We start from the raw sequence: 22,644 nt of genomic DNA, 5'->3' as shown, positions 1-22,644 counted from the left end.
TCCTGAGAAAGTTGTAGCAGTGCAGAACAAGATGCGGGGATCTCTCCACGCTACCGTTCCTGTCGAGATGACGATGTCTGAGGTGGATGAAGAAGACGAGGCACCCTTCGATAAGTTGCGCGAAGAGTGTGGCGTGATGGCGATCTATAACCATCCTGACGCGGCGCGGATGACGTATTGGGGGCTCTATTCCCTGCAGCATCGGGGCCAGGAGTCAGCCGGAATTGCCAGCGCGGATGGGATGCAGGTGAACGACATCAAGGGGATGGGCCTGGTGTCGGAGATCTTCACCGATGAAGTACTGACGAAGCTGCCGGGACATATTGCGATTGGACATACTCGCTACTCGACTACGGGAGATTCGGCACTGCTGAATGCGCAGCCGATCTCGGTCGAGAGCACGAAGGGGCTGATTGCGATTGCGCACAATGGCAATCTGATTAACCTGGGAACGGCGAAGGAGCGGTTGGAGCGTGATGGAGCTATCTTTCAGACCACGTCCGACTCAGAGATCATCATTCAGCTAATTGCGCACTGCACCAAGAACACCCTGATTGACTGCATCGCCGATGCGCTGATGCAGGTGGAGGGTGCGTTTTCGATTGTGATGATGACGCGAAACCGGATCTTTGCAGCGAGGGATCCACGTGGATTTCGACCGTTAGCGATGGGGCGGATCGAAGGTAAGGATGGGGCGCCAGATACGTTTGTCTTTGCGAGTGAGACGTGCGCGTTCGACCTGCTGCATGCAAAGTATGAGCGCGATGTGAAGCCGGGTGAGCTGGTGATGGTGTCGGAAGATGGCGTGACGAGCCGCTATTTTGACACGACGACGGAGCAGGCCAGCTGTGTCTTCGAGCATGTGTATTTTTCCCGGCCGGACTCGAAGGTTTACGGACGTTGGGTGCAGCAGTCGCGCGAAGAGATGGGGCGGCAACTGGCGAGAGAGTCGGGTGTGCCGGCTGATCTCATCGTGCCGGTGCCGGACTCGGGCGTTACCGCGGCGATTGGGTATGCCGCGGAGTCTGGGATTCCGTTTAATTTCGGCCTGATCCGAAATCACTATGTGGGCCGCACATTTATTCAGCCCGAACAGAGGGTGCGCGACTTCGGAGTGAGGATGAAGCTGAACCCGATGCGCAATCTGCTGGAGGGCAAGCGCGTGGTGTTGATCGATGACTCGATCATTCGCGGGACAACCTCACGAAAGATTGTCCGGATGGTGCGGGCGGCAGGGGCAACCGAAGTGCATCTGAGGATCTCGTGTCCGCCGACGATCTCCCCCTGCTTCTACGGAGTGGATACGCCTTCGAAGAAGGACCTGATTGCGGCGAGTAAGTCGGTTGCAGAAATCTGCGAGTTTGTCGAAGCGGATTCGCTAGCGTACCTGAGCCTGGTGGGGCTAACGCACGCCTGTACGAAGGGCGAGCCTGCGGATGGATTATCGCCGGCGAGCTTCTGCACAGCTTGTTATACGGGGGACTATCCGACGCAATGGGTGGATGTGTCCGAGATCCTGCCTGCGGTGACTACCGCATAAACGATTGCCATGGAATCAGTTGAGAGGCGCCTAAACGATTAATTCCCGGAGAATCTCTGAGGGATAAAGACAAAAGGTTTAATTGATAATAGGATATCAATAGCATAGATCAACTTATGCCAGCCTGCCTCTCCAGAAAGATTTCTTGAACTTCATGAACTCCACTTTGCGTACTTCAGCTTTTTCAGCGGATGCCCTTGGCGTATGGGCCTCTGTTCTCTGTGTAGTGCACTGCGCGGTGACGCCTGTCTTGGTCTCGATGTCTGTAGTCTTCGCACGCTTTCTCCCTGGCGAGGAGAGGACTCATCGTACGTTGGCGGTTGGAGTCGCGGCGCTGGGTGCCATTGCGCTGGTACGTGGATTTCAGACGCATGGCCGAAGGCTAATTCTTGGCCTTATGGGGCTTGGCCTAGGGTGTATCTTTGCCGGAGCATTCTTCAGCGCGCGATTGCCCTCGCATGGATATGAGGTCGCTGTGACGATGACGGGAAGCGTGCTGATGATCTGTGCGCACCGGATGAATCACACCTTCTGCAGGGATTGCAGACGGTGTTCCCACTCCGATGCCGGTGTTTGCTAAGGAGAGGGACTTCTCAGACCTTGATGGTCTGGAGATAAGCGTAGTTTTGTTTGAGGCTTTCGAGGATTGGGAACTCCGTCTTATCCTGATCCACGAAGGCGTAGCGGATGCCCTGCTTGTGGGCCTGGGCAAAGATCGCGGGCCAGTTGATGACTCCCTTGCCGAGTTCCGTGATGTGAAAGGCGTTGGCGTCGAGCGTAAAGCCGGTAGGCGCGTTGGCAGTGCGGTCCTTGAGGTGGAGAAGACGGACACGGTCGGCGTAACGGGTGAGCATGGTGAGAGGATCCTGCCCTGCCTGCGCGAGCCAGTACATGTCGAACTCGAGCTTCACGAAGGCTGGGTCAGTTTGCTTCATGAGCTCGTCAAAACCAGAGGAGCTGCCTTGGGGGGCAAACTCGTAGCAGTGATTATGAAAGACAAACTGCATGCCGGCGTCGTGAATGCTGCGGCCCCAGGTGTTGAAGTCTTCGGCCGCCTTGTGGAAGCCATCCTGCGTCCATTGGTCGTGCGGGATCATGGGACAGACCATGTATTCGAGCCCGAGCTGGTGGGCGTAGTCGATCTTTGAGGGGACGCTGGCGTAGTCGAAGTGAGCAGCGACCACTCCGAGGCCCGAGTCAACGACAATACGGCGTAGCTCTGGCGCGGGATGGGTGTAGACGACTGGGTAAAGCTCGATCTGCGTGTAGCCAATCTGCCTGATCTCGCGGAGGATGCCGACGAGATCCTTCAGTGCCTGTTCGCGGACCATGTAGAGTTGCACGCCGTATACGAAAGGAGCTTCCGCAGCGAGGGCGGGTCCGACGCTGCCGAGTGTGCAGCCTGCGGCGGTTGCCATGGCGGACAGGCGAAGGAAGTCGCGTCGGGTGGGCATATATTCTCCATTGTTCTTCAACTACTGAGTGTTAGCGGTCCTCGATCTCGGTGGGTGCCTTGCCGAGAATCGGGGAGCAGCAGGGCGTGCTGGTGGGCAGGAACTCCATATATTCAACCCGGGTAAGGTCGGGGTCGAACAGGTTGAGCTGCACCTTACCGTCTTTGCCCATCTGGGATTTCGTGCAGTTGGGACCTTCGCAGTGGTTGCGGCCGAGCGCTGCAACGACATCGCTCATATGCGTAGTACCCAGCGAAAAGTGGTTCAGGACACCTAGCTGGTGGGCAGAGGGGTTGGGGCCAGCTTCAAGCATGTACTCAAGCCAGTCGCTGCCTTCGGGAACCTGAAGGCTGACCCAGTCGGTTTTGCCTTCGTGCATGCCGCCGTGCCAGTTGGGGTGGAAGCCGAGGAGATCTTTGTAGAAGTGGTCTTCGGCGGCAGGATCCTTGACCATGAAGCCGGTGTGGATGATGCGATGAGAGGTCGCGTCAGGCGAGGTAACCGGCAGGCCGGGAACCTTGGCGTCCTGCTGTACGAAGTAGACAAGGTTTCCTTCGGGATCGTGGACGGCGAAGGCGCCGTGAGCCAGAGGCTGCTCGATGGTGACGTTGTGAGCCTTGAGATAACGCTCGAGAGCGGCTGCATCGCGCGTGGTGAAGGCAACAGCGGCGAGGCGGCTGGCGGGAGCAGGAGTTGGCAGAGCTTCTACTTCGAGCCACTGGAGATCGTTGACGGAATAACGCGTGATCCCCTTGCTCTCTGCATGTCCGAAGCCGAGGGTCTTGCCGTAGAAGGCGGCAGAGGCCGCAGGATCAGCGGTGTACATCCGAACGAAGGCGATGCCGGTGATGGCGGGGCGCTGTTGCGAGCGCGCGAAACCTGATACAGAGAGAAGAAGGCTAAGTAGGGTTACAAGCGGGAGAAAGGGCCTGATTCTTCGCATGGGAGACAACTTTAGTTGGTGGTCCGACCTTTGTCAAAGCTGCTTTCCCCGAAGCAGGCACAGCAGATCATACGGGCTCGATATCCATGAGGAGATAATCCATCGGCCAGTCAGGCTTGATGCCGTGTTGTCGCGCCAGCGTGGCAAGCTGGGCGTAGTGGCGGATGCCATGCAGGAGAGCGTGGAAGAAGATCGTCTTGCGGGTAGAACGGGCCGGACCCATCGTTCGGGTTGCGAACTCGATGGGAGCGTCCCAGTCGATATCGGTGGCGAGGAGCTGTTTCAGGAGGGTGATGGCGCGGTCGTGGATGGCGTAGAGGGATTCGGCGGAGTCATACGGGATTGAGGAGTAGTCGGTGGGAGGAAGGTCAGCGAGCCGTTCTGCGTAGCGAAGTTCAACCGCCACGATGTGCTGAAGGAGCTGACCGGCGGTCGCGACTTCCATGATGTCGCAGGGAGTCGCAAGAAGTTCGGGATGACGCGTGAGAAGTTGACGCCAGCCACTCGAAGTTTTTTCGAGCCATGCAAGCAGGTCTTGGGCTGTGAGGTTCGGTCCGCTCATGGTTGCTCCTATGTCTATTTTTGTCGTACGGCGCGATGACCAATGTCGCGGCGGAACTGCATGCCTTCAAAGGAGATTTTGCCCAACTCGTTATAGGCCTTATCGAGTGCAGTCTGGAGGTCGAGTGCGACTGCGGAGACAGCGAGGACGCGGCCTCCTGCGGTAACAATCTGGCCGTCTTTCAAGGCTGTGCCGGAGTGGAAGACAACTACGTCTTCATTTGAGTCCTTTTGCTGAGACAAACCAGCGATCGGTTTGCCTGAGGCGTATTTGCCCGGATAGCCGCCGCTGGCTGCGATCACGCAGACGCTGGCTCCGGGACGCATGGTGACGGCAAGCTGGTTGGCTGTGCCGTCGATCGAGGCGTTGAAGAGATCGAGGATGTCGGTCTCAAGGCGGAGAAGGATGGCCTCTGTCTCGGGATCGCCGAAGCGAGTGTTGAACTCGAGAACCATGGGGCCGCGCGGGCTCATCATGATGCCGCAGAAGAGAATTCCCTTGAAGGGCTCGCCTTCGGAGCGCATGCCATCGACAACCTTCTGTGCGACGTTACGGAGGAGCCAGCCGCGCATGGCCGGGGTGGCGATGCCATCAGTGGAATAGGCGCCCATGCCGCCGGTGTTGGGGCCGGTATCGCCTTCGCCGACCCGTTTGTGGTCCTGCGCAGAAGCAATCTCTATCGCGTGGGTGCCGTCGCAGAGCGCGAAGAAGGAGAGTTCTTCGCCGGTAAGAAACTCTTCGAGGACAACCACGTTTTCGGGAGAGCCAAGGAGCGAACCGCTGAACATCTCGGCGGCTGCGGTCTCCGCCTGGAGATGGGTCTCGCAGATGACGACGCCTTTGCCCGCGGCCAAGCCAGAGGCTTTGACCACGATGGGAGCCGTGAAGCGGGGGAGTTGTTCGCGGACCTGATCGAGACTAGTGCAGATGCCATACTCGGCCGTGGGGATATCGTGGCGGCGCATGAACTCTTTGGAGAAGGCCTTGCTGGTTTCGAGTTGAGCCGCCGCCCGGGTTGGGCCGAAGACACGGTGGCCGCGCTTGGTAAGCTCGTCGACGAGACCCACGGAGAGAGGAAGTTCGGGTCCAACGACGGTGAGGGCGGGCTGCTCAATGGCAACGAGGTTGACCATCTCGTGAAGGTTTCCGACATCGACCGGAAGGCAGCGAGCGAACTGGGCGATACCGCCGTTACCGGGCGCGCAGATCACCTCTGTAACTTGCGACGATTTGCGTAGTGACCAGACAAGTGCGTGCTCGCGACCACCACCACCAATTACCAGAATCTTCATTCGCTGACCTTCATCTCTTACAGGCTCCATGGAGTGCGAATTGTTTCGCAACTTCGAGGCTAGGCATGCCAGGAGATGAAGTCAAACCGGAACGGCTACTTGATCGTGACAAAGATGGATTGAACGAGAGAGTGGCTGAGCAGAGCGAGTTTCGAAGAGGTGCCGACGCGAACCCGGTAAGAGCCCTGGAAGGGGAGTTGCTCGCTGAGAGTGAGCCTGACGCCGGGACGGATCCCCTGCGCGGCAAGGTAACGGAGCATCTCGGGATCGTTGTCGGAGACGCTGGAGACATTTGCAGATTGTCCTGGCCGGAGCATTGCGAAGGCCTGCGGCTCCTGGCTGGGGAGCGAGCCGTCTAACGCCGGAATGGCGTGTCCGTGAGGGTCGAACTTAGGGTGACCAAGCTTCGCTGCGATGCGCTCTTCGAAGCGCTCGGAGATGAAGTGCTCGAGACGCTCGGCCTCTTGATGAACCTCGTCCCATGGGTAGTCAAGGACTTGATGGAGGAAGGTTTCGATGAGGCGATGATGGCGGATGATCTCGAGAGCACGCCTCTTGCCGGCCTTTGCGAGCTTGACGCCGTGGTGTTTTTTGTAGATCACCAGTGGCGGCTCTTGTGCGGCAAGTTTCTGCAGCATGTTGGTGACAGAAGCGGGAGTGATAGAGAGATGAAGGGCTATCTCGTTACTGGCTACCTGGCGCTCGGGATGGCCGCTCAGTTGAAAGATTGCCTTCAGGTAATCGTCGACTGCTTCGCTGGCTGGGGCCTGGGTTCGTACTGCGTCGGTCATTCGTTTTTGCTTTGCAAGCAGTTTGGCCATAGCTATCGGTTGACTTAGGTTAGCATTAAAGTAATATTTAGGTATGGCTAATATTGAAATTAGTGAAAACAAGCCATCGTTTCAGCCGAAGTTTCGGCGAAACGAGATGTGGACATACTTCGGGCCTGCGTTTGTCGCCTCCGTGGCTTACATCGACCCAGGAAATTTTGCGGCGAATATCGAAGGAGGGAGCAGGTTCGGCTATCGGCTGTTGTGGGTTCTGCTGTGGTCAAATGCGATGGCGATTTTGATCCAGTACCTTTCGGCGAAGCTGGGAATTGTGACCGGACTGACACTGCCGCAAAATTGCAGAAAGCATTTTTCCCGGCGACTGACGGTATTTTTGTGGATAGCAGCAGAGGTGTCAGCGATCGCTACTGATCTCGCTGAGTTTCTGGGGGCAGCACTGGGTCTGTATCTCTTGTTTGGACCGGCGATGCTGGCGCACGGATGGACGCGGACTGAGACACTCTTTGCTTCGGCACTGGTATCTGCAGTGGCGGTGTTTCTCATTCTGGCGCTCGACCTTGCGGGATACCAATGGCTGGAGCGCGGGATCATGGCGTTCGTGGGGATCATCGGGCTGTGCTACGGGTTCGAGGTCTTCCTTGTGCATCCGGACTGGAAACTGGCAGCATTTCATACGCTGGTGCCCACGCTCGATCCTGCGAATCTCCACGGCAGCCTGTATGTGGCCGTGGCTATGCTGGGAGCAACGGTGATGCCGCATGTCGTGTATCTCCATTCGGCGCTGGTGCAGCCGCGGCGAGAGGAGATGGTCAAGCTGCCGAAGAGAGATGGGTTTTCGCGGCGGCGGAACTATCTTCGGTTTGAGCTGATCGATGTATTTGTGGCGATGAACGGCGCGTGGCTGATTAACTCAGCCATGATCGTGATGGCGGCGGTGGCGTTTGGGCATCTTGCAAATCCTGTAACGACGATCGAGGACGCGCATCGCACCTTGGGACCGCTACTGGGGCCATTTGCGGCGACGGTGTTTGCGGTAGCGTTGCTATGTTCGGGGCTTTCCTCTTCGACCGTGGGTGTGATGGCAGGACAGGTGATTATCGAGGGGTTTCTCGATATTAAATTCTCGATTTTTCTGCGGCGGCTGATCACGATCATTCCCGCGCTGATAGTGATCGCCGTGGGGCTCGACCCATTGAAGATTCTTATTCTGTCTCAGGTGGTGCTGAGTTTTACGCTGCCCTTTGCGCTGATTCCGCTGCTTCTGTTGACCAACAGGCAGTCTGTGATGAGAAGTTTTGTCAGCACGCGGCTGACGCGGGCCGCAGGGTGGTGTGCTGTGGGGGTGATCGTGATATTGAACGTGGTGCTGCTGGGGCAGACGGCTCTTGGGATGTAGGCTGTTAACCGGGCGAAACAGGAGAAGAGAATGATCGGTGATGCGGCGCAGTATCAGGGACTGGTGGCGCTCTATGCGGACTACGGCGATGACGAACTTTGGTGCTGGCTGGTGGAATGAATGACCTGACGGAGATGGCGCAGGATGCTTTACGTGGAGAGATCTCGCGACGCGGATTGAAAGTAACGGCTCTCCAAGAACTTCGAGAGCAAAGAGTACGGAGTGAGGACGATCTGACCGACCTGCGGGCGTTTGCTGCGCTGGCACCGGCAGAGTGCGTCTTCGAGTATGCCGAACTACATGACGCTTCGGCTGCTTCGCTGACGCTTCGAGAGGCGGGGATTGAATGCGTCGTGCTGACAGACGATGGGATAAGGATGGACGTGCGGAGTCCTCGCGTGGTGGTGGCGCCCGAAGACGCGGAGGACGCCGCAACACTGCTGTCCCAGCCGCTGGCAGAGAGGTTTAGAACTGAGGTAGAACATGCCGAATCGGAGGAGTTCAAACTGCCGACATGTCCATTGTGCGGGAGTCACGAGACCTTGCTGGAGGACGTCGAGCCAGCGAATCTCTGGCGATGCGACAGCTGCGGCCATGACTGGCTGGAGGACGATCCTTCACGGGAGGCTTGATAAGCTCTTTGCTGAAAAAGAAAAGACCCGCACACGGCGGGTCTTTTTCTGTGAGTGGATGGAAGGTTAGCGAGGCTTCCCTTCTTCCCTCGGAGCAGGTTGGGGGCGTGGTGCAGGAGCAGGTCTTGCCTGGGCCTGTGGCCTGGATTGGGGTGCAGGACGTGGAGCAGGTTGAGGACGCGCTGTAACCTGCGGGCGGGGAGCTGGCCTGTTCTGTTGCTCAGGGCGCGCCTGAGGTTGAACTGGACGAGCCTGCGGTTGAGCTGGTCGAACCTGAGGTTGCTGCGGTTGAACTGGTCTGGCCTCTGGTTGAGTTGGTCGTACCTGCGGCTGGACAGGACGAGTCTCAGGTTGCGTGGGGCGGACCTGAGGCTGGGCGGGACGATTTTCCGGTTGCACAGGCCGCGCTGGTTGGACTGCGGGGCGGTTTGCAGGCTGGACCGCCGGACGATTGATCTCACCAGGCCGTGTATTGGGCTGACCTGGGCGATTTTCAGGCTGAACGGCCGGACGGTTGACCTCGCCGGGTCGCGTATTGGGCTGCCCGGGGCGATTGGGCTGCACGGCAGGATTAGGACGGGCTACTGCGGCGATGGGACGCGGAGAGGCAACCACAGCAGGACGTCCTTTATTCACGTTATAGAACTGCTGGCGATTCTGAGCGGCCTCGCGCGAGTTCTGGATTTGAGTAGCCATAGGCGGAGTGCGCGGACCACGGTTGGCTGCGATTTCGGCAGGCTGTGGACGGACATTTACGCCGCCGCGACCGCCGTTGTAAGACACGCGATTGTTGATGACCGTGTTGTTGATCACCGTCCGGTTATAGACGTTGGTGATTCGGGTCGTGTTGATACGGTTTACGGAACGGTTGTAGTAGAAGTTGTTCCCCTGCCAGTAACCGCCGTGATATCCGCTGCCGGTATAGCCGAAGCCGTAGTTAACGCCACCGTAGAAGCCGATGTGCGGGCCCCAGAAACCGCGGTGCAGGAGGTAGCGGCCCCCAAAGAAGCCCCAGTATCCAGGAGTCCACAGAGCGCCATAGTAAGGCGGAGCGCACCAGGCTCCAGGAACCCAGTAATAGCCGGTGGGAGCGTATCCCCAGTAGCCGGGAGTCCAGAGATAGTTGGGCGCGGGGGCCTCGGGCTGCTCATAGTCCGGCAGAGGTGGGGGCGGCTCGTTGGCTTCTTCGAGCGCCTGCTGGCCGGCGTCTACCTGCGAATCGTCGTAGCTTTGAGGGGCATTGTAGTTATAGTTCTGGTCGTTGTTTTGATCGGAGGGTTGCGCATTCTGAGCGGCGCTGTAAGCTTCATTTGGCGGCGGAGGCGCAGTCTGCTGCGCGTACTGCTCGGAGCTTTGCTGCGGCGTATCCTGCGAGCGGACACCGAGAACTCTACGTGGTGCAGCAGGTTGTGCGGCTGGAGCGGCCTGAGGTTGGCTACCGTCCACAGGGGCCGTATTCGCATCAGCAGGATCGGGGCCGGAGTTATCCGGGATGGCTGCAGGATCTACGCCTTTATGGCAGCCGGAGAGGGTCATTGTTGCTGCGAACGATGCCAAGCCAAGCGATAGACCAAGAAAAAGTTTGGGAAATGATTTGTACATACTGCCAGTCTCCTCTTACCTGCTGCAGGTATAAACACGAACTTCTGAATTGAGATGCACCTTTTTTATGGACTGCTATTTTTGGGCTGAGGCAGCGCTCTGATAAGGCGCAGCTTTCGCTGCTTTTCGAGAGTACCAAGACCTTGGCATCTAGGGCCTGGCATAGACTTAGCGCCTTACCACATGGACTTTACCGCAGAGGACCGGATAGCAGTAAAATTGGTTCGATGGCTGGCTGCCTTGCCAACACGAAGCGCTTTCGCCACGGTCGCCCTGACCGCGGCCGCTGCTAGTTCGACCCCTCCCCTGAAAACTTGATAGGCTTCAGCCGTTGCTGTCTGCGGTTCGAAGATGTGACCACGGCCCCAACCATCGCGCTACCAAGAGCGCGCCTCGGAGAAGATACCATGCCGACCCAATCGCATCCTGATTCGTTTAAGAGCTCGTCCACCCTGTCTGTAGGAAAGACTACGTACGACTTGTTTCGACTAAAGGCGCTGGAGGAAACGGGCGTTGATCTTAGCCGCCTTCCCTTCTCTCTGAGGATTCTGCTGGAGAACCTGCTGCGTCATGAGGATGGCCGCACAGTAACCGCGGATGATATCCAGTTTCTGGCTTGCTGGGATCCGAACGCAGAGCCTTCGCGTGAGATTGCTTACATGCCGGCGCGTGTACTGATGCAGGACTTTACCGGCGTGCCTGCGATTGTCGATCTGGCTGCGATGCGGGATGCGATGAAGGCGCTCGGTGGCGATCCGGAGAAGATCAATCCGCTGCAACCGGCGGAGCTGGTGATCGACCACTCGGTGCAAGTAGATGAGTTTGGAACACAGCGGGCCTATGACCTGAATGCTGCGTTGGAGTTTCAACGGAATCGCGAGCGGTATGCCTTCTTGAAGTGGGGACAGACAGCCTTCAATAATTTTTCGGCGGTGCCGCCCGGCATGGGTATCTGCCACCAAGTGAATCTGGAGTACCTGGCGCGAGTGGTGTTTACGACGACACCGAATGCACAGGGTAAGGTCTTTGCTTATCCCGATACGCTGGTGGGAACAGACTCGCATACGACGATGGTCAACGGGTTGGGAGTGCTGGGATGGGGCGTGGGCGGCATCGAAGCAGAGGCTGCGATGCTGGGGCAACCGGTAAGTATGCTGATACCGCAGGTGGTCGGGTTCAAGTTGACTGGCAAGTTGAAGGAAGGAACAACCGCTACCGATCTCGTACTGACCGTGACGGAGATGCTGCGCAAACTGGGCGTCGTAGGCAAGTTTGTCGAGTTCTATGGCTCAGGGATAGCAGAGCTGCCGCTGGCTGATCGCGCGACGATCGCGAATATGGCTCCCGAATATGGCGCGACCTGCGGCATCTTTCCGGTGGATGTAGAGACGCTTCGCTATATGCGTCTGACTGGGCGCAGCGAAGAACAGATTGCACTCGTGGAGGCCTACTACCGCGAGCAGGGGATGTTCCACACCGGTGATGCGAAGGAGGCCGTGTACTCGACAACGATCGCGCTTGATCTGGCTACCGTCGAACCCAGCGTTGCCGGGCCGAAGCGTCCGCAGGACCGGGTTGCGCTGTCGGGCGCAGCAGCCAGCTTCAAAGAGCAGCTGCCTGGACTGCTGGGGCCGAATGGCAACAAGCATGTGATTCGTCAGATGGTCCGTTGGGAGGGAGAGGGCGGGACCGCTTCCGCATCGGGCGATCTCAGCAGCAGCGTTGGGGCTTCTGCACCGGTGGTGGAGTCCCCGGTGGTGCCGGTGATTACGATCAAAGATGAGACGGTGCCGCATCTCGAGGCTCCGCATGTTTCAATCCGGAGCAGGTTTGGAGTGGATCCGGATCAGTATCTCGACCATGGGTCGATTGTGATCGCGGCAATCACCTCCTGCACGAACACTTCGAATCCTTACGTGATGATGGCTGCGGGTCTGCTTGCGAAGAAGGCTGTCGAGAAGGGTTTGAGCACGCCGCCGTGGGTCAAGACTTCGCTCGCTCCAGGCTCGCGAGTCGTCACGGACTACTACGTGAAGGCGGGATTGATGCCTTATCTTGACCAGCTGCGATTCCAGGTAGTGGGGTATGGCTGTACCACCTGCATCGGAAACTCCGGACCACTGCCGACGGATGTTTCGAAGTCGATTGAGGACCATGGACTGGTAGCCGTATCGGTGCTCTCAGGCAACAGGAACTTTGAGGGAAGAATCTCGCCGGAGGTAAGGGCGAACTACCTGATGAGTCCGCCGCTGGTGGTGGCCTATGCGCTGGCTGGCCATATTGCACACGACTTCGACAAAGAAGCGCTCGGCCGTGATCTCGATGGCAAGCCGGTTTTTCTGAAAGATATCTGGCCGACGCAGGCGGAGGTTTCAGAGGCGGTGAACTCGTCGATCGATTCGGAGATGTTCCGGCGACAGTACAGCACGATCTCTGACGGCGACAATAATTGGAAGAGCCTGAAGTTTCCTGATGGGGAGACGTACGGGTGGGAGGCGGACTCGACCTACATTCGTAAGGCTCCTTACTTCGACGGCATGCCGGCGACGCCTGCTCCTGTCGAGGATATTCACGGGGCAAGAGTGCTGGCGGTGCTTGGAGATTCCGTGACGACGGATCACATCTCGCCGGCGGGATCGATCAAGCTCAACGGGCCTGCAGGAAAGTATCTGATCGAAAACGGCGTGAAGCCTTCGGACTTCAACAGCTACGGCTCGCGCAGAGGCAACCATGAGGTGATGGTGCGCGGGACGTTTGCCAATGTGCGGCTCCGGAACAAGCTGGCTCCCGGAACCGAAGGCGGCGTGACCCGGCTTCTTCCTGAAGATGTGCCGATGTCGATCTATGACGCGAGCGTCGAGTATGCGAAGCGCGGGACGCCGTTGGCGATTCTGGCAGGCAAGGAGTATGGATCGGGATCGTCGCGCGACTGGGCGGCGAAGGGTCCGCGGCTGCTGGGGATCAAGTTTGTGATCGCTGAGAGCTATGAGCGGATTCACCGATCGAACCTCGTCGGAATGGGGATTTTGCCGCTGCAGTTTTTGCCGGGGCAGAACGCCGAGTCGCTCCATCTGACAGGCGAAGAGGTGTTTGCCATCGGGGATGCGGCGGGCCAGTTGAAGAGCATGCTCGACAGCAAGTTCGCCGAGGGCAGGATGGTCACCGTGTTCGCGGAGTCTGATCTGGGGAAGACGATCGAGTTTTCGGCTACCGTGCGCATCGATACTCCGCAGGAGATTCTCTACTACCAGAACGGCGGAATTCTGCAGTACGTCCTTCGGCAACTGGCGGGGAAGGTTCCGGCCTCGGCTTAGAGGTGTACCGCCGTTAATTCTTTCTAAGGAAGGGGGGAGGGTACCCCCTCCCCCCTTCCTTGGTATCTTGGGGCTAACTCTTTTCCTTTGAATTGCTTACAGACAGCCCTCGTCTGCAAAATATTCAGAATAAAGGGGTTGAGTGCAAAATACTTAGAATGAATGAGTTGCGGGTTGCTAGGAGAGGCTCCCCGCTCGATCTGGTGGCTTGTGTTTCTCTGCATTCAGTATAACGGTGGGAACATAACCGATGCGCCACGCGAATGTGCTGGATTGGAGAGGGGATTCGTGGTTTTGGGGATTGACATGTTTGGTGGTTGGGATCTGGATTGGCTGCTAGAGGTTGGTGTCGCGGATAGGCTTGGGGACGACGGTTCGCGCTCTGCGCGAATACCCACATCTCAAAATCGAGATATGGGGCACCCGGGGTTTCCTGATCGACTAGCGCACCCGGCGATCTGGCAACTGAGAGACCGATACTTCTGCGGCCAGCGTTGTGAAACCTGGACGCGGTTACGTGGTGCGGGTGAGGGCAACGAGGCTGATGTCGTCGTTCTGGCCGAAGAGCTGGGCGGCGTCGGCCAGGGCTTTGACGGGGGTGGAGTTTCGCAGGAGTTCGGCGACGCGGTCGAAGCCGAATAACTCGCCGTGCGCGTCGGTGGCTTCAAGGATGCCGTCGGAGATGACGACGAGCTTATCGCTGGAGGTTAGCTGGAAGTGCATGACGGAGAACTCTGCTCCGTCGATGATGCCGAGCGGGAGGGCACCTTCCATGTTGAGTGGTCTCCCGTTGACATACGGCGGCAGATGTCCCGCGTTGGCGAGCGTGGCGGAGCCGTCGGCGGCGATACGCAGGGCCAGGCAAGTAGCCTGGGCGGAGCGGCGACCGAGCAGACGGCGGTTTAGCGCCTGAAGGAGAAAGAGGGGATCGGGGTTGATCTCGGCGGTGGAGCGGGCGGCGCCGACCAACAGCGCGACGAGCATGCCCGCTTGGAGGCCTTTGCCGGTGACGTCTCCGGCGACGATGAGCAGGCTGCCGTCAGTGGGATGAGGGATGAGCTGGAAGAAGTCGCCGCCGACTTCGCGGGCGGGGCGATACTCGGTTTCGATGGCGAGGCCGGGGAAGGTGAAGTGGGACTCGGGGAGGATGACCTGCTGGACCTCGGCGGCCTGCTTGATGTCGAGGGCCCGCTCGCGCTGGACGCGCAGGGAGACGAACATGCGGCGCAGCAGGAGGACGAACAGGGTGAGGACTAGAAGCAAGTTCGCAGCCGTGCCAAGGCTGAGTCGTATCCCGAAGGCAAACCAGTTGTGGTGGACGTGAAGCGTGCTGAGTTCATTCTGGAACCTTGCAATACTGAGCATAAGAACGGCGGGCAGGGCGATCCAACCCTCGCGCCCCTTGTAGCGGATTCCGAGGATGACGACCAACACCAGCAGCGCAAGGAAGGCCAGCCGGGCCGCGACTGAGAGCAGATGAAACTTTACTGCGACAGAGTGGGGGACGAGGCCGAAGACGATCTCTTCGCCCAGAAAGTTGCCGACCATGTAGAGCAGCGTCAGGACCACGACGGCCTTTGGCAGCCAGGTGGGCCGCCTCCGCTGGAACCAGAGCCACCAGACCATCACCCAGCCACCAAGGACGGAAGGAATGAAAATAACGTCCAATAATATGCTTACTGTTGATCCGCTGATGGACTGGCTGAAATTGCCGGCGAGCGACGTACCTTCCGCACATGCCGAAATCGCATAGACTGCGGCGATCCAGTAGTAGATCTTGTCGGAGCGATCGAAGATGGACAGGCTGAAGGCCAGCACCGCAAGCAGGGAGAAGAGAAGAAACTCAACAAACACTAACGTATAGGAGCGAGTCCGTTCCAGCCAACGGACCTGGTAATTGGCGGAGAGGGTGCCCGCCTGACCGAGCAGCGGGGCGGTGTGGATGCCGCCTGGATCATCCTCCAGTGTGAGCGTAGATGGATCCATCCAGAGGCGAAAGGCGAGCACCTGGGTGCCGTCGGCTGCGGTGCCCTGCGCTGAGGGTGGAATGGGGAAGAGTGTCGGCTGGCTTTCGTAGATTGCGGGATGGGTCCTGAAGAAGTCGCCAAAGCTGCCCAGCAGCGACCCGTTGGCGAAGACCTGGAAGGCGTCGTCTACATCGTTGGGTCCTGCAAGGGAGAGCTTCTCGCCAGGTGACGCGTTGAGCCTGACCCGGATGCGGTACCAGGCGTAGCCGGAGTAGCCGGGATGGCCCCTGGCCGTCCAGCCGGGGACGAAGCCGGGTGCGCCGGTCAAGGAGTTGAAGGAGCCGGGCGGCGGGGTGAGGTCGACGGTCTCCCAGTGCGAGTCGTCGAAGCTGGGTTCGGCCCATAGAGGCTGGTGCGTGGCAGGATCAAGCGGCGAGTCGCCGACGGTGAACTTCCACGGGCCGTTAAGCGGGTAGATGGACTGGCCGAGGGTGATGTGTGCGATGTCGTCATCCGCAAGGAGGGCGGGCTGGACGCGCACAAAGGCAGAGTTCGTGGCATCGGCTTGCTGCGGTTCAGGTTTGGCGGTCTGAGCGACGGAGGCAAGGCTGAAAAAAGACAGCAGCAGGAAAGCAAAAGACTTCACTACGTTCCGATCGAGCACGTTCGGGTCACCAGTTGGATGGGATTGATCCTGATCGGTACTATAGTGGAGTCTCGGTTGCGCGCAGCATTTGTCTTTCGTTTCTCTTGTCCTCTATGTCTCTATGTCGATACGACCAGATGGGCAGACAGATCCCGCAGCGCACACGTTGATGCTGGCATAGCGATTCCGCGTATGCGGGTCTTTCAGGATCATGGCCCATCCCTTCTTTCGTTGTGGCTGCAAAGGGGTTGACCGTTCAGCCTATAATGAACTATGGCAATCGCTCCTCCGGCCTCTTCGCAGGCTGGCCCGCAGACGACGCCGCACAACGAACCGAAGAGCGAACCGCAAGTGGAACAAACCGATACGGGGATTGAGCTGGAGGCAGCTCTTCCAGTCGCGGACCCACCGGTCGCCTCGGATGCGTCCCCTCGCGCGAAGCGAAAGAAACAGGCTGCGATACCTGATACTTCTGCCCTTGTCATCGCTGGCGTCGATGAGTCGTCGGCCAGTCACCTCACAGGTAGTTCAGCAGCCGCCATTCAATCTGTAGACGCGAAGTTTCATACGCTGCTCGAGACGGTGCATGAGAACCGGCCAGCCGATGATCTCGAGATCATTCGCAAGGCATGGACGTTTTGCCTGCAGCAGCACGAGGGCCAGAAGCGGGCCAGCGGCGAGCCCTACATCATTCATCCGCTTGAAGTCGCGCAGGTGCTCGCCGAGTTGAAGATGGATTCGACTGCGATTGCAGCGGGGCTGCTGCATGATGCGGTAGAAGATACAGACGTCACCTCCGCTGAGATCGCGAAGCGATTCGGTGATCAGGTCGCACACATCGTCGAAGGCGTAACCAAGCTTGAGAAGATCAAGTTTGCCAATCGCGAAGACCACCAGGCGGAGAACATTCGCAAGATGCTTCTGGCGATGGTCACCGACGTTCGCGTGGTGATTATCAAGCTCGCGGACCGGCTGCATAATATGCGGACGCTCGAGCACCTGAAGCCTGAAAAGCAGCAGAAGATTGCCCGCGAGACGCTGGATATCTATGCCCCGCTGGCGCATCGTCTGGGCATGGGTAAGCTGCGCGGCGAACTCGAGGATCTGGCGTTTCGATACACCGATCCTTATGCGTATGAGCAGGTATCGACCGAGGTAGACGCGCTGCGCGGCGCGGGCGAAGAGTTTCTGCAGAAGATCGTGACGCAGCTTGAGGCGAAGCTGAAGGAGTTCAAGATCCAGGGGCGCGTCGAGTCGCGCATCAAGCGGCTGTACTCGATTCAGCAGAAGCTGGTGGATCAGAAGATTCCGGTCGATCAGGTCTATGACCTGCTCGCCATTCGCGTGATCTGTAACTCGGTGCAGGACTGCTATGCGCTGCTGGGGCTGCTGCACTCGATCTGGCGGCCGGTCCCAGGAAGGATCAAAGACTTCATCGCGATGCCACGGCCGAATCTCTACCAATCGTTGCATACGACTTTGATTGCTGACGGTGGGCATCAGTTCGAGGTGCAGATTCGTACGGAGGATATGCACCGTGTCGCCGAGGAGGGCATTGCGGCGCATTGGAAGTACAAGGCGTCCGACAATGTAAGTGCGAAAGATGAACAGAGGCTCGCATGGGTCCGGCAGTTGATGGAATGGCAGCGGGAGATGACCGATCCCAATGAGTTCATGTCGACGCTGAAGATCGATCTATATCCCGAGGAGGTCTACACCTTCACGCCGAAGGGCAAGGTAGTGGTGCTGCCGAAGGATGCGAGCCCGATCGATTTTGCCTATACGATTCACACCGAGGTTGGAAACACCACCGTCGGCGCAAAGGTAAACGGGCGCATCGTTCCGCTTCGGACCAAGCTGCGTAATGGAGATATCGTCGAGATCTCTACGCAGGCAGGACATGCGCCGAGCCGCGACTGGCTTAGCTTTACGAAGAGCTCGCGAGCCAGAAACAAGATCAAACACTGGCTGAATGAGCACCAGCGCGAGCGAGCGATCGAGATCGGCAAGAAGCTGCTGGATCGCGAGGCGAGAAAGTACAAGCTGGCGCTGGGCAAATTCGATGAGAAGGCCTATGACAAGGTAGCCAGCGAGTATGGGCTGGGCACACAGGCTGAGCTGCTGGCTGGCGTCGGATTTGGCAAATTCTCTGCGCGCCAGGTGTTGAACAAACTGGAGCCGGGATCGACGATGTCGGCAGAGCCTGCGCTGCCAGAGGGTGGAGTAGGCAACACCGTTGGACAGATGTCGGAGGCGGTGAAGCGAGTCTTCTTCGGCAAGGGATCGGACTCGCTGCAGGTAGAGGGGCAGGACGATCTGCTGGTGTATCGGGCACGTTGTTGTAACCCAATTCGCGGGGAAGAGATTGTGGGGTACGTGACACGAGGCAAGGGCGTCGCGGTGCATGCAAGGAGCTGTCCGAATGTTCAGAACTTGCTCTACGAGTCGGACCGAAGGATCCAAGTGGAGTGGTCGCCATCACCAAACGAACCGGGAACGACAAAGGCCCAGACGTATCCCGTGAAGCTGACGGTGCTGTGCGATGATCGAGCGGGCATGTTGAAAGAATTTACTGCGATCATATCCGACGACGGAACGAATATACGCAGCGTGGATACAAAGCCGATGCCGGATGGCCAGGTCATGGTGGACTTTGTGGTCGAGACAGTGGATGTTCGACACTTGAACAAGCTGGTGCAGAACCTCAGGAAGGTGCCGGGGGTACGTGACGTTCAGCGCGTGCAGAAGATTTAGCCTCTCAAGTGCGAGGGTTGCAGAGCAAGCGGACAGCATGTATGGTTGAAATCAAGATGATTTTTCAATCCAGCCGAATTTCGTTTATTCCCCGCTATTGGCGCACAATAGCGGCCTCGGTGGAGTAGCTTCATCTGAAAAATCTCTGTAACTTCAGTTGATTCGACATCCTTACGAGCCGCGACCCTCCAAGTCGCGGCTTTTGTTTTTGTTACACGAGCATTGCAGGAGAAGACCGATGAGTGCGAGTTCGACGATCCATGTAACGGCGACGGCGGCAGGGCGATTTGGAGCGTATGGCGGCCGGTATGTTCCGGAGACGCTGATGGCTGCGCTGGAGGAGCTTGAGGAGGCCTATGCGCTGGCTCAAAAAGATCCAGCGTTTCAGGCTGAACTCGAGGATCTTCTGCACAACTATTGCGGGCGACCAACGCCGCTCTACTTTGCGAAGAGGCTGACCGAACAGCTTGGCGGGGCAAAGATTTATTTGAAGCGCGAAGATCTGCTGCATACCGGCGCACACAAGATTAATAACGCGCTGGGCCAGGGTTTGCTAGCGCGGCGGATGGGCAAGCAACGCATTATCGCGGAGACAGGCGCTGGGCAGCATGGGGTGGCGACGGCGACTGTCTGTGCCCTGTTGGGGCTGGAGTGCGTCGTCTACATGGGCGTGGAAGATATGCAGCGCCAGGAGCTGAATGTCTACCGAATGCGTTTGCTGGGTGCGGAAGTACGCGGAGTGTCGGCTGGCTCGGCGACGCTGAAGGACGCCATCAATGAAGCGATGCGCGATTGGGTCACGAACGTTCGTACGACGTACTACGTCCTCGGGAGCGCACTGGGGGCTCATCCTTATCCGACGATGGTGCGGGACTTTCACCGCGTGATCAGCCGCGAGGCGCGGGCTCAGATGCTGGAGCAGGAAGGTAAGCTGCCGACTGCGATTGTGGCTTGTGTGGGTGGAGGATCCAATGCGATTGGCGCGTTCTATGAGTTTTTGCCGGATACGGATGTAGAACTTATCGGCGTGGAAGCAGGGGGGCGCGGCACTGCGTTGGGCGAACATGCGGCACGGTTTCAAAAGATCGGAGGCGGCGTACCGGGAGTGCTTCAAGGTACGTACTCCTACGTGTTACAGAATGACGCTGGCCAGATAAGCAGTACTCACTCCGTCTCTGCGGGTTTGGACTATGCAAGTGTTGGTCCGGAGCATGCCATGCTGCATGATTCGGGGCGGGCGAGCTATGTCTCCTGCTCCGACGATGCGGCGTTGAAGGCGACGGTAACTTTGTCGCGCACCGAGGGGATCTTGCCGGCACTCGAGAGCGCTCATGCGGTGGCGGAGGCCATTCGATTGGCTCCGACGATGGCAAAGACAGATGTACTGATGGTGAATCTGTCCGGTCGCGGCGATAAAGATATGGGAATACTGGCGCGGGAGCTTGACCTGAAGGGCAGCGAAAGAACGAAAGGGTAAGACGGAACGATGGCGATTGAGTTCAAGAAAAGACCGGGTATTGTTGCTTATTTGACTGCGGGTGATCCAGATCTTGCAACGACTCGTGATATTGCGCTGGCAGCAATTGATAACGGTGCAGACGTTATTGAGCTAGGCGTGCCGTTCAGCGATCCGCTTGCGGATGGCCCTGTGATTCAGCGAGCCAGTGAACGAGCCGTGGCCCGAGGGGTCAGGCTGACCGATGTTCTGGAACTCGCGAAGGAGCTGCGCACCGCTCGGCCTGCTGCGGGGCTGGTGTTGTTCTCTTATCTCAACCCTGTCGTTCGCATGGGCATGAAGGCATTTTGCGCGCGCGCTGCCGAGGCCGGTGTGGATGGAGTGTTGTTGACGGATATGATCGTCGAAGAGGCGCGGGAGTATCTGGACGAGATGCAGGCGAATCGGCTGGCGCCAATATTTTTGGCTGCCCCGACAAGTCCGGATGCCCGTTTGAAAGCAATCGCAGCCGTCTCGCAGGGATTTGTCTATGCCATTTCGCGCGTCGGAATTACAGGAACACAACAACAGGTCGCGGGAGATGCTTCTGGGCTGGTGATGCGGCTCAGGCAGTTCACAAAGCTTCCGATCGCGGTCGGATTTGGAATCTCCAACGCCGAGCATGTAAAGGCCGTTAGCGAGTTTGCGGATGCGGCTATTATCGGAAGCGCTCTGGTGGCCCTGATCGAGAAGACCCCGGCGGCGGAAGCAGCATCTGTGATTGGACAGTTCATCGCGGGGTTGAGCACTTGAGAGCCGCGAGCCTGATTTGCCGAATCAGCGCGATGCGACGTTTATCATTATCTGTACCGGCTGTGCCGGGACCAAAGATTTGCAGCGAGTTGCGTAGGAAGTTGCGCCGCTGCCGTGAGGCGAGTAAATGGATATCTCCGACTGGAGAAAAAAGATCGATGAGCTGGACGTTGAGATCGTTCGACTCATCAACCGGCGTGCAGAGGCTGCGCGTGCGATTGGAGAACTTAAGCGGACCGCGGACCTACCGGTCTACGAGCCACGTCGTGAGCAGGATGTCTTCGATCGCGTACGCAAGGCGAATCCAGGACCGTTGGCGGATGCAGAGCTACTACATGTCTACGAACGAATTATCGATGTGATGCGAACATTGCAGCGACGGGATCTTTAGCCAAACCCCAGCATTAGCTGATTTATATTTCATGTTTTTGTATCTAATTTAGTTACGCAAGTAAGAGAGTGAAGCGAAGACGATGATAGTTGCGATGCATGGTCAGGCGACCGAAGAGAATATCCAGCAGGTGATTGAACGGATGGTGGAGCTCGGCTTCAACGTTCACCGGACCACAGGCGCGGCACAGACGATTCTGGCAGGTGTGGGGACGCCGGAGCACTTCGAGGTCGCAGAGTTCAAGGTGCTATCGGGGGTATACGACGCCTATCGGATCTCCTCTCCCTATAAACTCGCGGGCCGCAACTTTCGACCAGAGGGAACGACGGTCACATTTCCTAACGGAGTGGTGGTCGGCGGGAAAGAAGTAGTCATAATGGCCGGGCCTTGCTCGGTGGAGTCGCGCGAGCAGATTCTAACCAGTGCGAAACAGGTTGCTGCTGCGGGAGGGAGGTTTTTGCGAGGTGGCGCGTTCAAGCCACGGAGTTCTCCGTACAGCTTTCAGGGGATGGGACTGGATGGGCTAAAGCTTCTGCGAGAGGTCTCCGACGAGACGGGGCTTCTGGTAATCACAGAGGTCATGGAGATCTCGCAGATCGAGTTGATGCTACCGTACATTGACTGCTTCCAAGTGGGAGCGCGCAATATGCAGAACTTCAACCTGCTGCGCGAACTCGGACATGTGCGCAAACCGGTACTGATGAAGCGAGGGATCTCCGCGACGATTGAAGAAGTCTTGTTGAGTGCGGAGTACATCCTGTCAGGTGGCAACTATAACCTGATGTTGTGCGAGCGCGGAATTCGAACCTACGAGACCTACACACGGAATACGATGGACATCTCCGCGATTCCCGTTCTGAAGAAGTTGACGCATCTGCCTGTGCTTGGCGATCCGTCGCATGGGGTTGGGATTCGCGATCTGGTGCCCCCGATGGCTCTGGCAAGCGTGGCCGCAGGGGCTGACGGGCTGCTAATGGAGATGCATCCTAACCCGGATAAGGCTATGAGCGACGGAGCGCAGAGTTTGTATCCGGAGCAGTTACAAAAGCTCATGGAGCAGCTAAGACTACTGGCCCCTGTAGTGAACAGAACCATTGCGTAGAACGAGGATT

Annotated in this window: 17 protein-coding genes; 10 read left to right on the top strand and 7 right to left on the bottom strand. The window is 58.1% G+C overall.

Annotated elements, in window-relative coordinates:
• The first annotated feature begins 67 nt into the window (after positions 1-67).
• Both purF and GSQ94_RS05800 read left to right on the top strand, forming a co-directional pair.
• Positions 68-1,540, top strand: coding sequence for an amidophosphoribosyltransferase (gene purF, locus GSQ94_RS05805; RefSeq protein WP_371417454.1), 1,473 nt, complete (start codon positions 68-70; stop codon positions 1,538-1,540).
• Positions 1,541-1,694: 154 nt separating this feature from the next.
• Positions 1,695-2,120, top strand: coding sequence for a MerC domain-containing protein (locus GSQ94_RS05800; RefSeq protein ID WP_158942381.1), 426 nt, complete (start codon positions 1,695-1,697; stop codon positions 2,118-2,120).
• 13 nt (positions 2,121-2,133) lie between these two features.
• Here GSQ94_RS05800 and GSQ94_RS05795 read toward each other — a convergent pair whose 3' ends face one another.
• The 5 genes from GSQ94_RS05795 to GSQ94_RS05775 form a co-directional block, all read right to left on the bottom strand.
• On the bottom strand, positions 2,134-2,994 hold the full coding sequence (locus tag GSQ94_RS05795; protein WP_158942379.1) for a sugar phosphate isomerase/epimerase: 861 nt from the start codon (positions 2,992-2,994) through the stop codon (positions 2,134-2,136).
• A 31-nt stretch (positions 2,995-3,025) separates the two neighbouring features.
• Complete coding sequence (locus tag GSQ94_RS05790; protein WP_158942377.1) at positions 3,026-3,937, bottom strand: VOC family protein; 912 nt, start codon at positions 3,935-3,937, stop codon at positions 3,026-3,028.
• A gap of 67 nt (positions 3,938-4,004) precedes the next feature.
• Positions 4,005-4,499 (bottom strand): DinB family protein, encoded by a 495-nt coding sequence (locus GSQ94_RS05785; protein WP_158942376.1) that lies wholly within the window; start codon positions 4,497-4,499, stop codon positions 4,005-4,007.
• 14 nt (positions 4,500-4,513) lie between these two features.
• The gene (gene purD / locus GSQ94_RS05780; protein ID WP_158942374.1) at positions 4,514-5,791 is read right to left on the bottom strand and encodes a phosphoribosylamine--glycine ligase; all 1,278 of its coding nucleotides are present in this window, start codon (positions 5,789-5,791) and stop codon (positions 4,514-4,516) included.
• Between the two features lie 95 nt (positions 5,792-5,886).
• Positions 5,887-6,582 (bottom strand): metal-dependent transcriptional regulator, encoded by a 696-nt coding sequence (locus GSQ94_RS05775; protein ID WP_254063673.1) that lies wholly within the window; start codon positions 6,580-6,582, stop codon positions 5,887-5,889.
• 73 nt (positions 6,583-6,655) lie between these two features.
• Between GSQ94_RS05775 and GSQ94_RS05770 the strand changes: the two genes are divergently transcribed.
• On the top strand, positions 6,656-7,978 hold the full coding sequence (locus GSQ94_RS05770; RefSeq protein ID WP_254063672.1) for an Nramp family divalent metal transporter: 1,323 nt from the start codon (positions 6,656-6,658) through the stop codon (positions 7,976-7,978).
• A 116-nt stretch (positions 7,979-8,094) separates the two neighbouring features.
• Positions 8,095-8,610 (top strand): hypothetical protein, encoded by a 516-nt coding sequence (locus GSQ94_RS05765; RefSeq protein WP_158942370.1) that lies wholly within the window; start codon positions 8,095-8,097, stop codon positions 8,608-8,610.
• Between the two features lie 66 nt (positions 8,611-8,676).
• Here the strand turns inward: GSQ94_RS05765 and GSQ94_RS05760 are convergent, their stop codons facing one another.
• Positions 8,677-10,212: a hypothetical protein gene (locus tag GSQ94_RS05760; RefSeq protein WP_254063671.1), complete on the bottom strand. Its 1,536-nt coding sequence runs from the start codon at positions 10,210-10,212 to the stop codon at positions 8,677-8,679.
• Positions 10,213-10,619: 407 nt separating this feature from the next.
• On the opposite strand from GSQ94_RS05760, the gene GSQ94_RS05755 reads away from it, so the two are divergent.
• A complete protein-coding gene (locus tag GSQ94_RS05755) occupies positions 10,620-13,526 on the top strand; it encodes an aconitate hydratase (protein ID WP_158942368.1) in 2,907 nt (968 codons plus the stop codon).
• 513 nt (positions 13,527-14,039) lie between these two features.
• Here GSQ94_RS05755 and GSQ94_RS05750 read toward each other — a convergent pair.
• Complete coding sequence (locus GSQ94_RS05750) at positions 14,040-16,139, bottom strand: SpoIIE family protein phosphatase (protein WP_158942366.1); 2,100 nt, start codon at positions 16,137-16,139, stop codon at positions 14,040-14,042.
• 273 nt (positions 16,140-16,412) lie between these two features.
• Here GSQ94_RS05750 and GSQ94_RS05745 point away from each other — a divergent pair, with 273 nt between their 5' ends.
• The 5 genes from GSQ94_RS05745 to aroF all read left to right on the top strand — a co-directional run bounded on the left by GSQ94_RS05745 (position 16,413) and on the right by aroF (position 22,634).
• Positions 16,413-18,893: a bifunctional (p)ppGpp synthetase/guanosine-3',5'-bis(diphosphate) 3'-pyrophosphohydrolase gene (locus tag GSQ94_RS05745; protein WP_158942364.1), complete on the top strand. Its 2,481-nt coding sequence runs from the start codon at positions 16,413-16,415 to the stop codon at positions 18,891-18,893.
• A gap of 238 nt (positions 18,894-19,131) precedes the next feature.
• Entirely contained in the window at positions 19,132-20,370 is a 1,239-nt protein-coding gene (trpB, locus tag GSQ94_RS05740) for a tryptophan synthase subunit beta (RefSeq protein ID WP_158942362.1), read from the top strand.
• Positions 20,371-20,379: 9 nt separating this feature from the next.
• Positions 20,380-21,141 carry a tryptophan synthase subunit alpha gene (gene trpA / locus GSQ94_RS05735; protein WP_158942360.1) on the top strand — a complete coding sequence of 254 codons (762 nt, stop codon included), beginning with the start codon at positions 20,380-20,382 and terminating at the stop codon, positions 21,139-21,141.
• 127 nt (positions 21,142-21,268) lie between these two features.
• Positions 21,269-21,532: a chorismate mutase gene (locus GSQ94_RS05730; protein WP_158942358.1), complete on the top strand. Its 264-nt coding sequence runs from the start codon at positions 21,269-21,271 to the stop codon at positions 21,530-21,532.
• 82 nt (positions 21,533-21,614) lie between these two features.
• The gene (aroF, locus tag GSQ94_RS05725; protein WP_158942356.1) at positions 21,615-22,634 is read left to right on the top strand and encodes a 3-deoxy-7-phosphoheptulonate synthase; all 1,020 of its coding nucleotides are present in this window, start codon (positions 21,615-21,617) and stop codon (positions 22,632-22,634) included.
• The last annotated feature ends 10 nt before the right edge of the window (positions 22,635-22,644 follow it).

It is taken from the genome of Granulicella sp. S190 (genome assembly GCF_009766095.1).
Classification (GTDB): domain Bacteria; phylum Acidobacteriota; class Terriglobia; order Terriglobales; family Acidobacteriaceae; genus Edaphobacter.
This window is presented reverse-complemented; position numbering and strand designations above follow the sequence as displayed.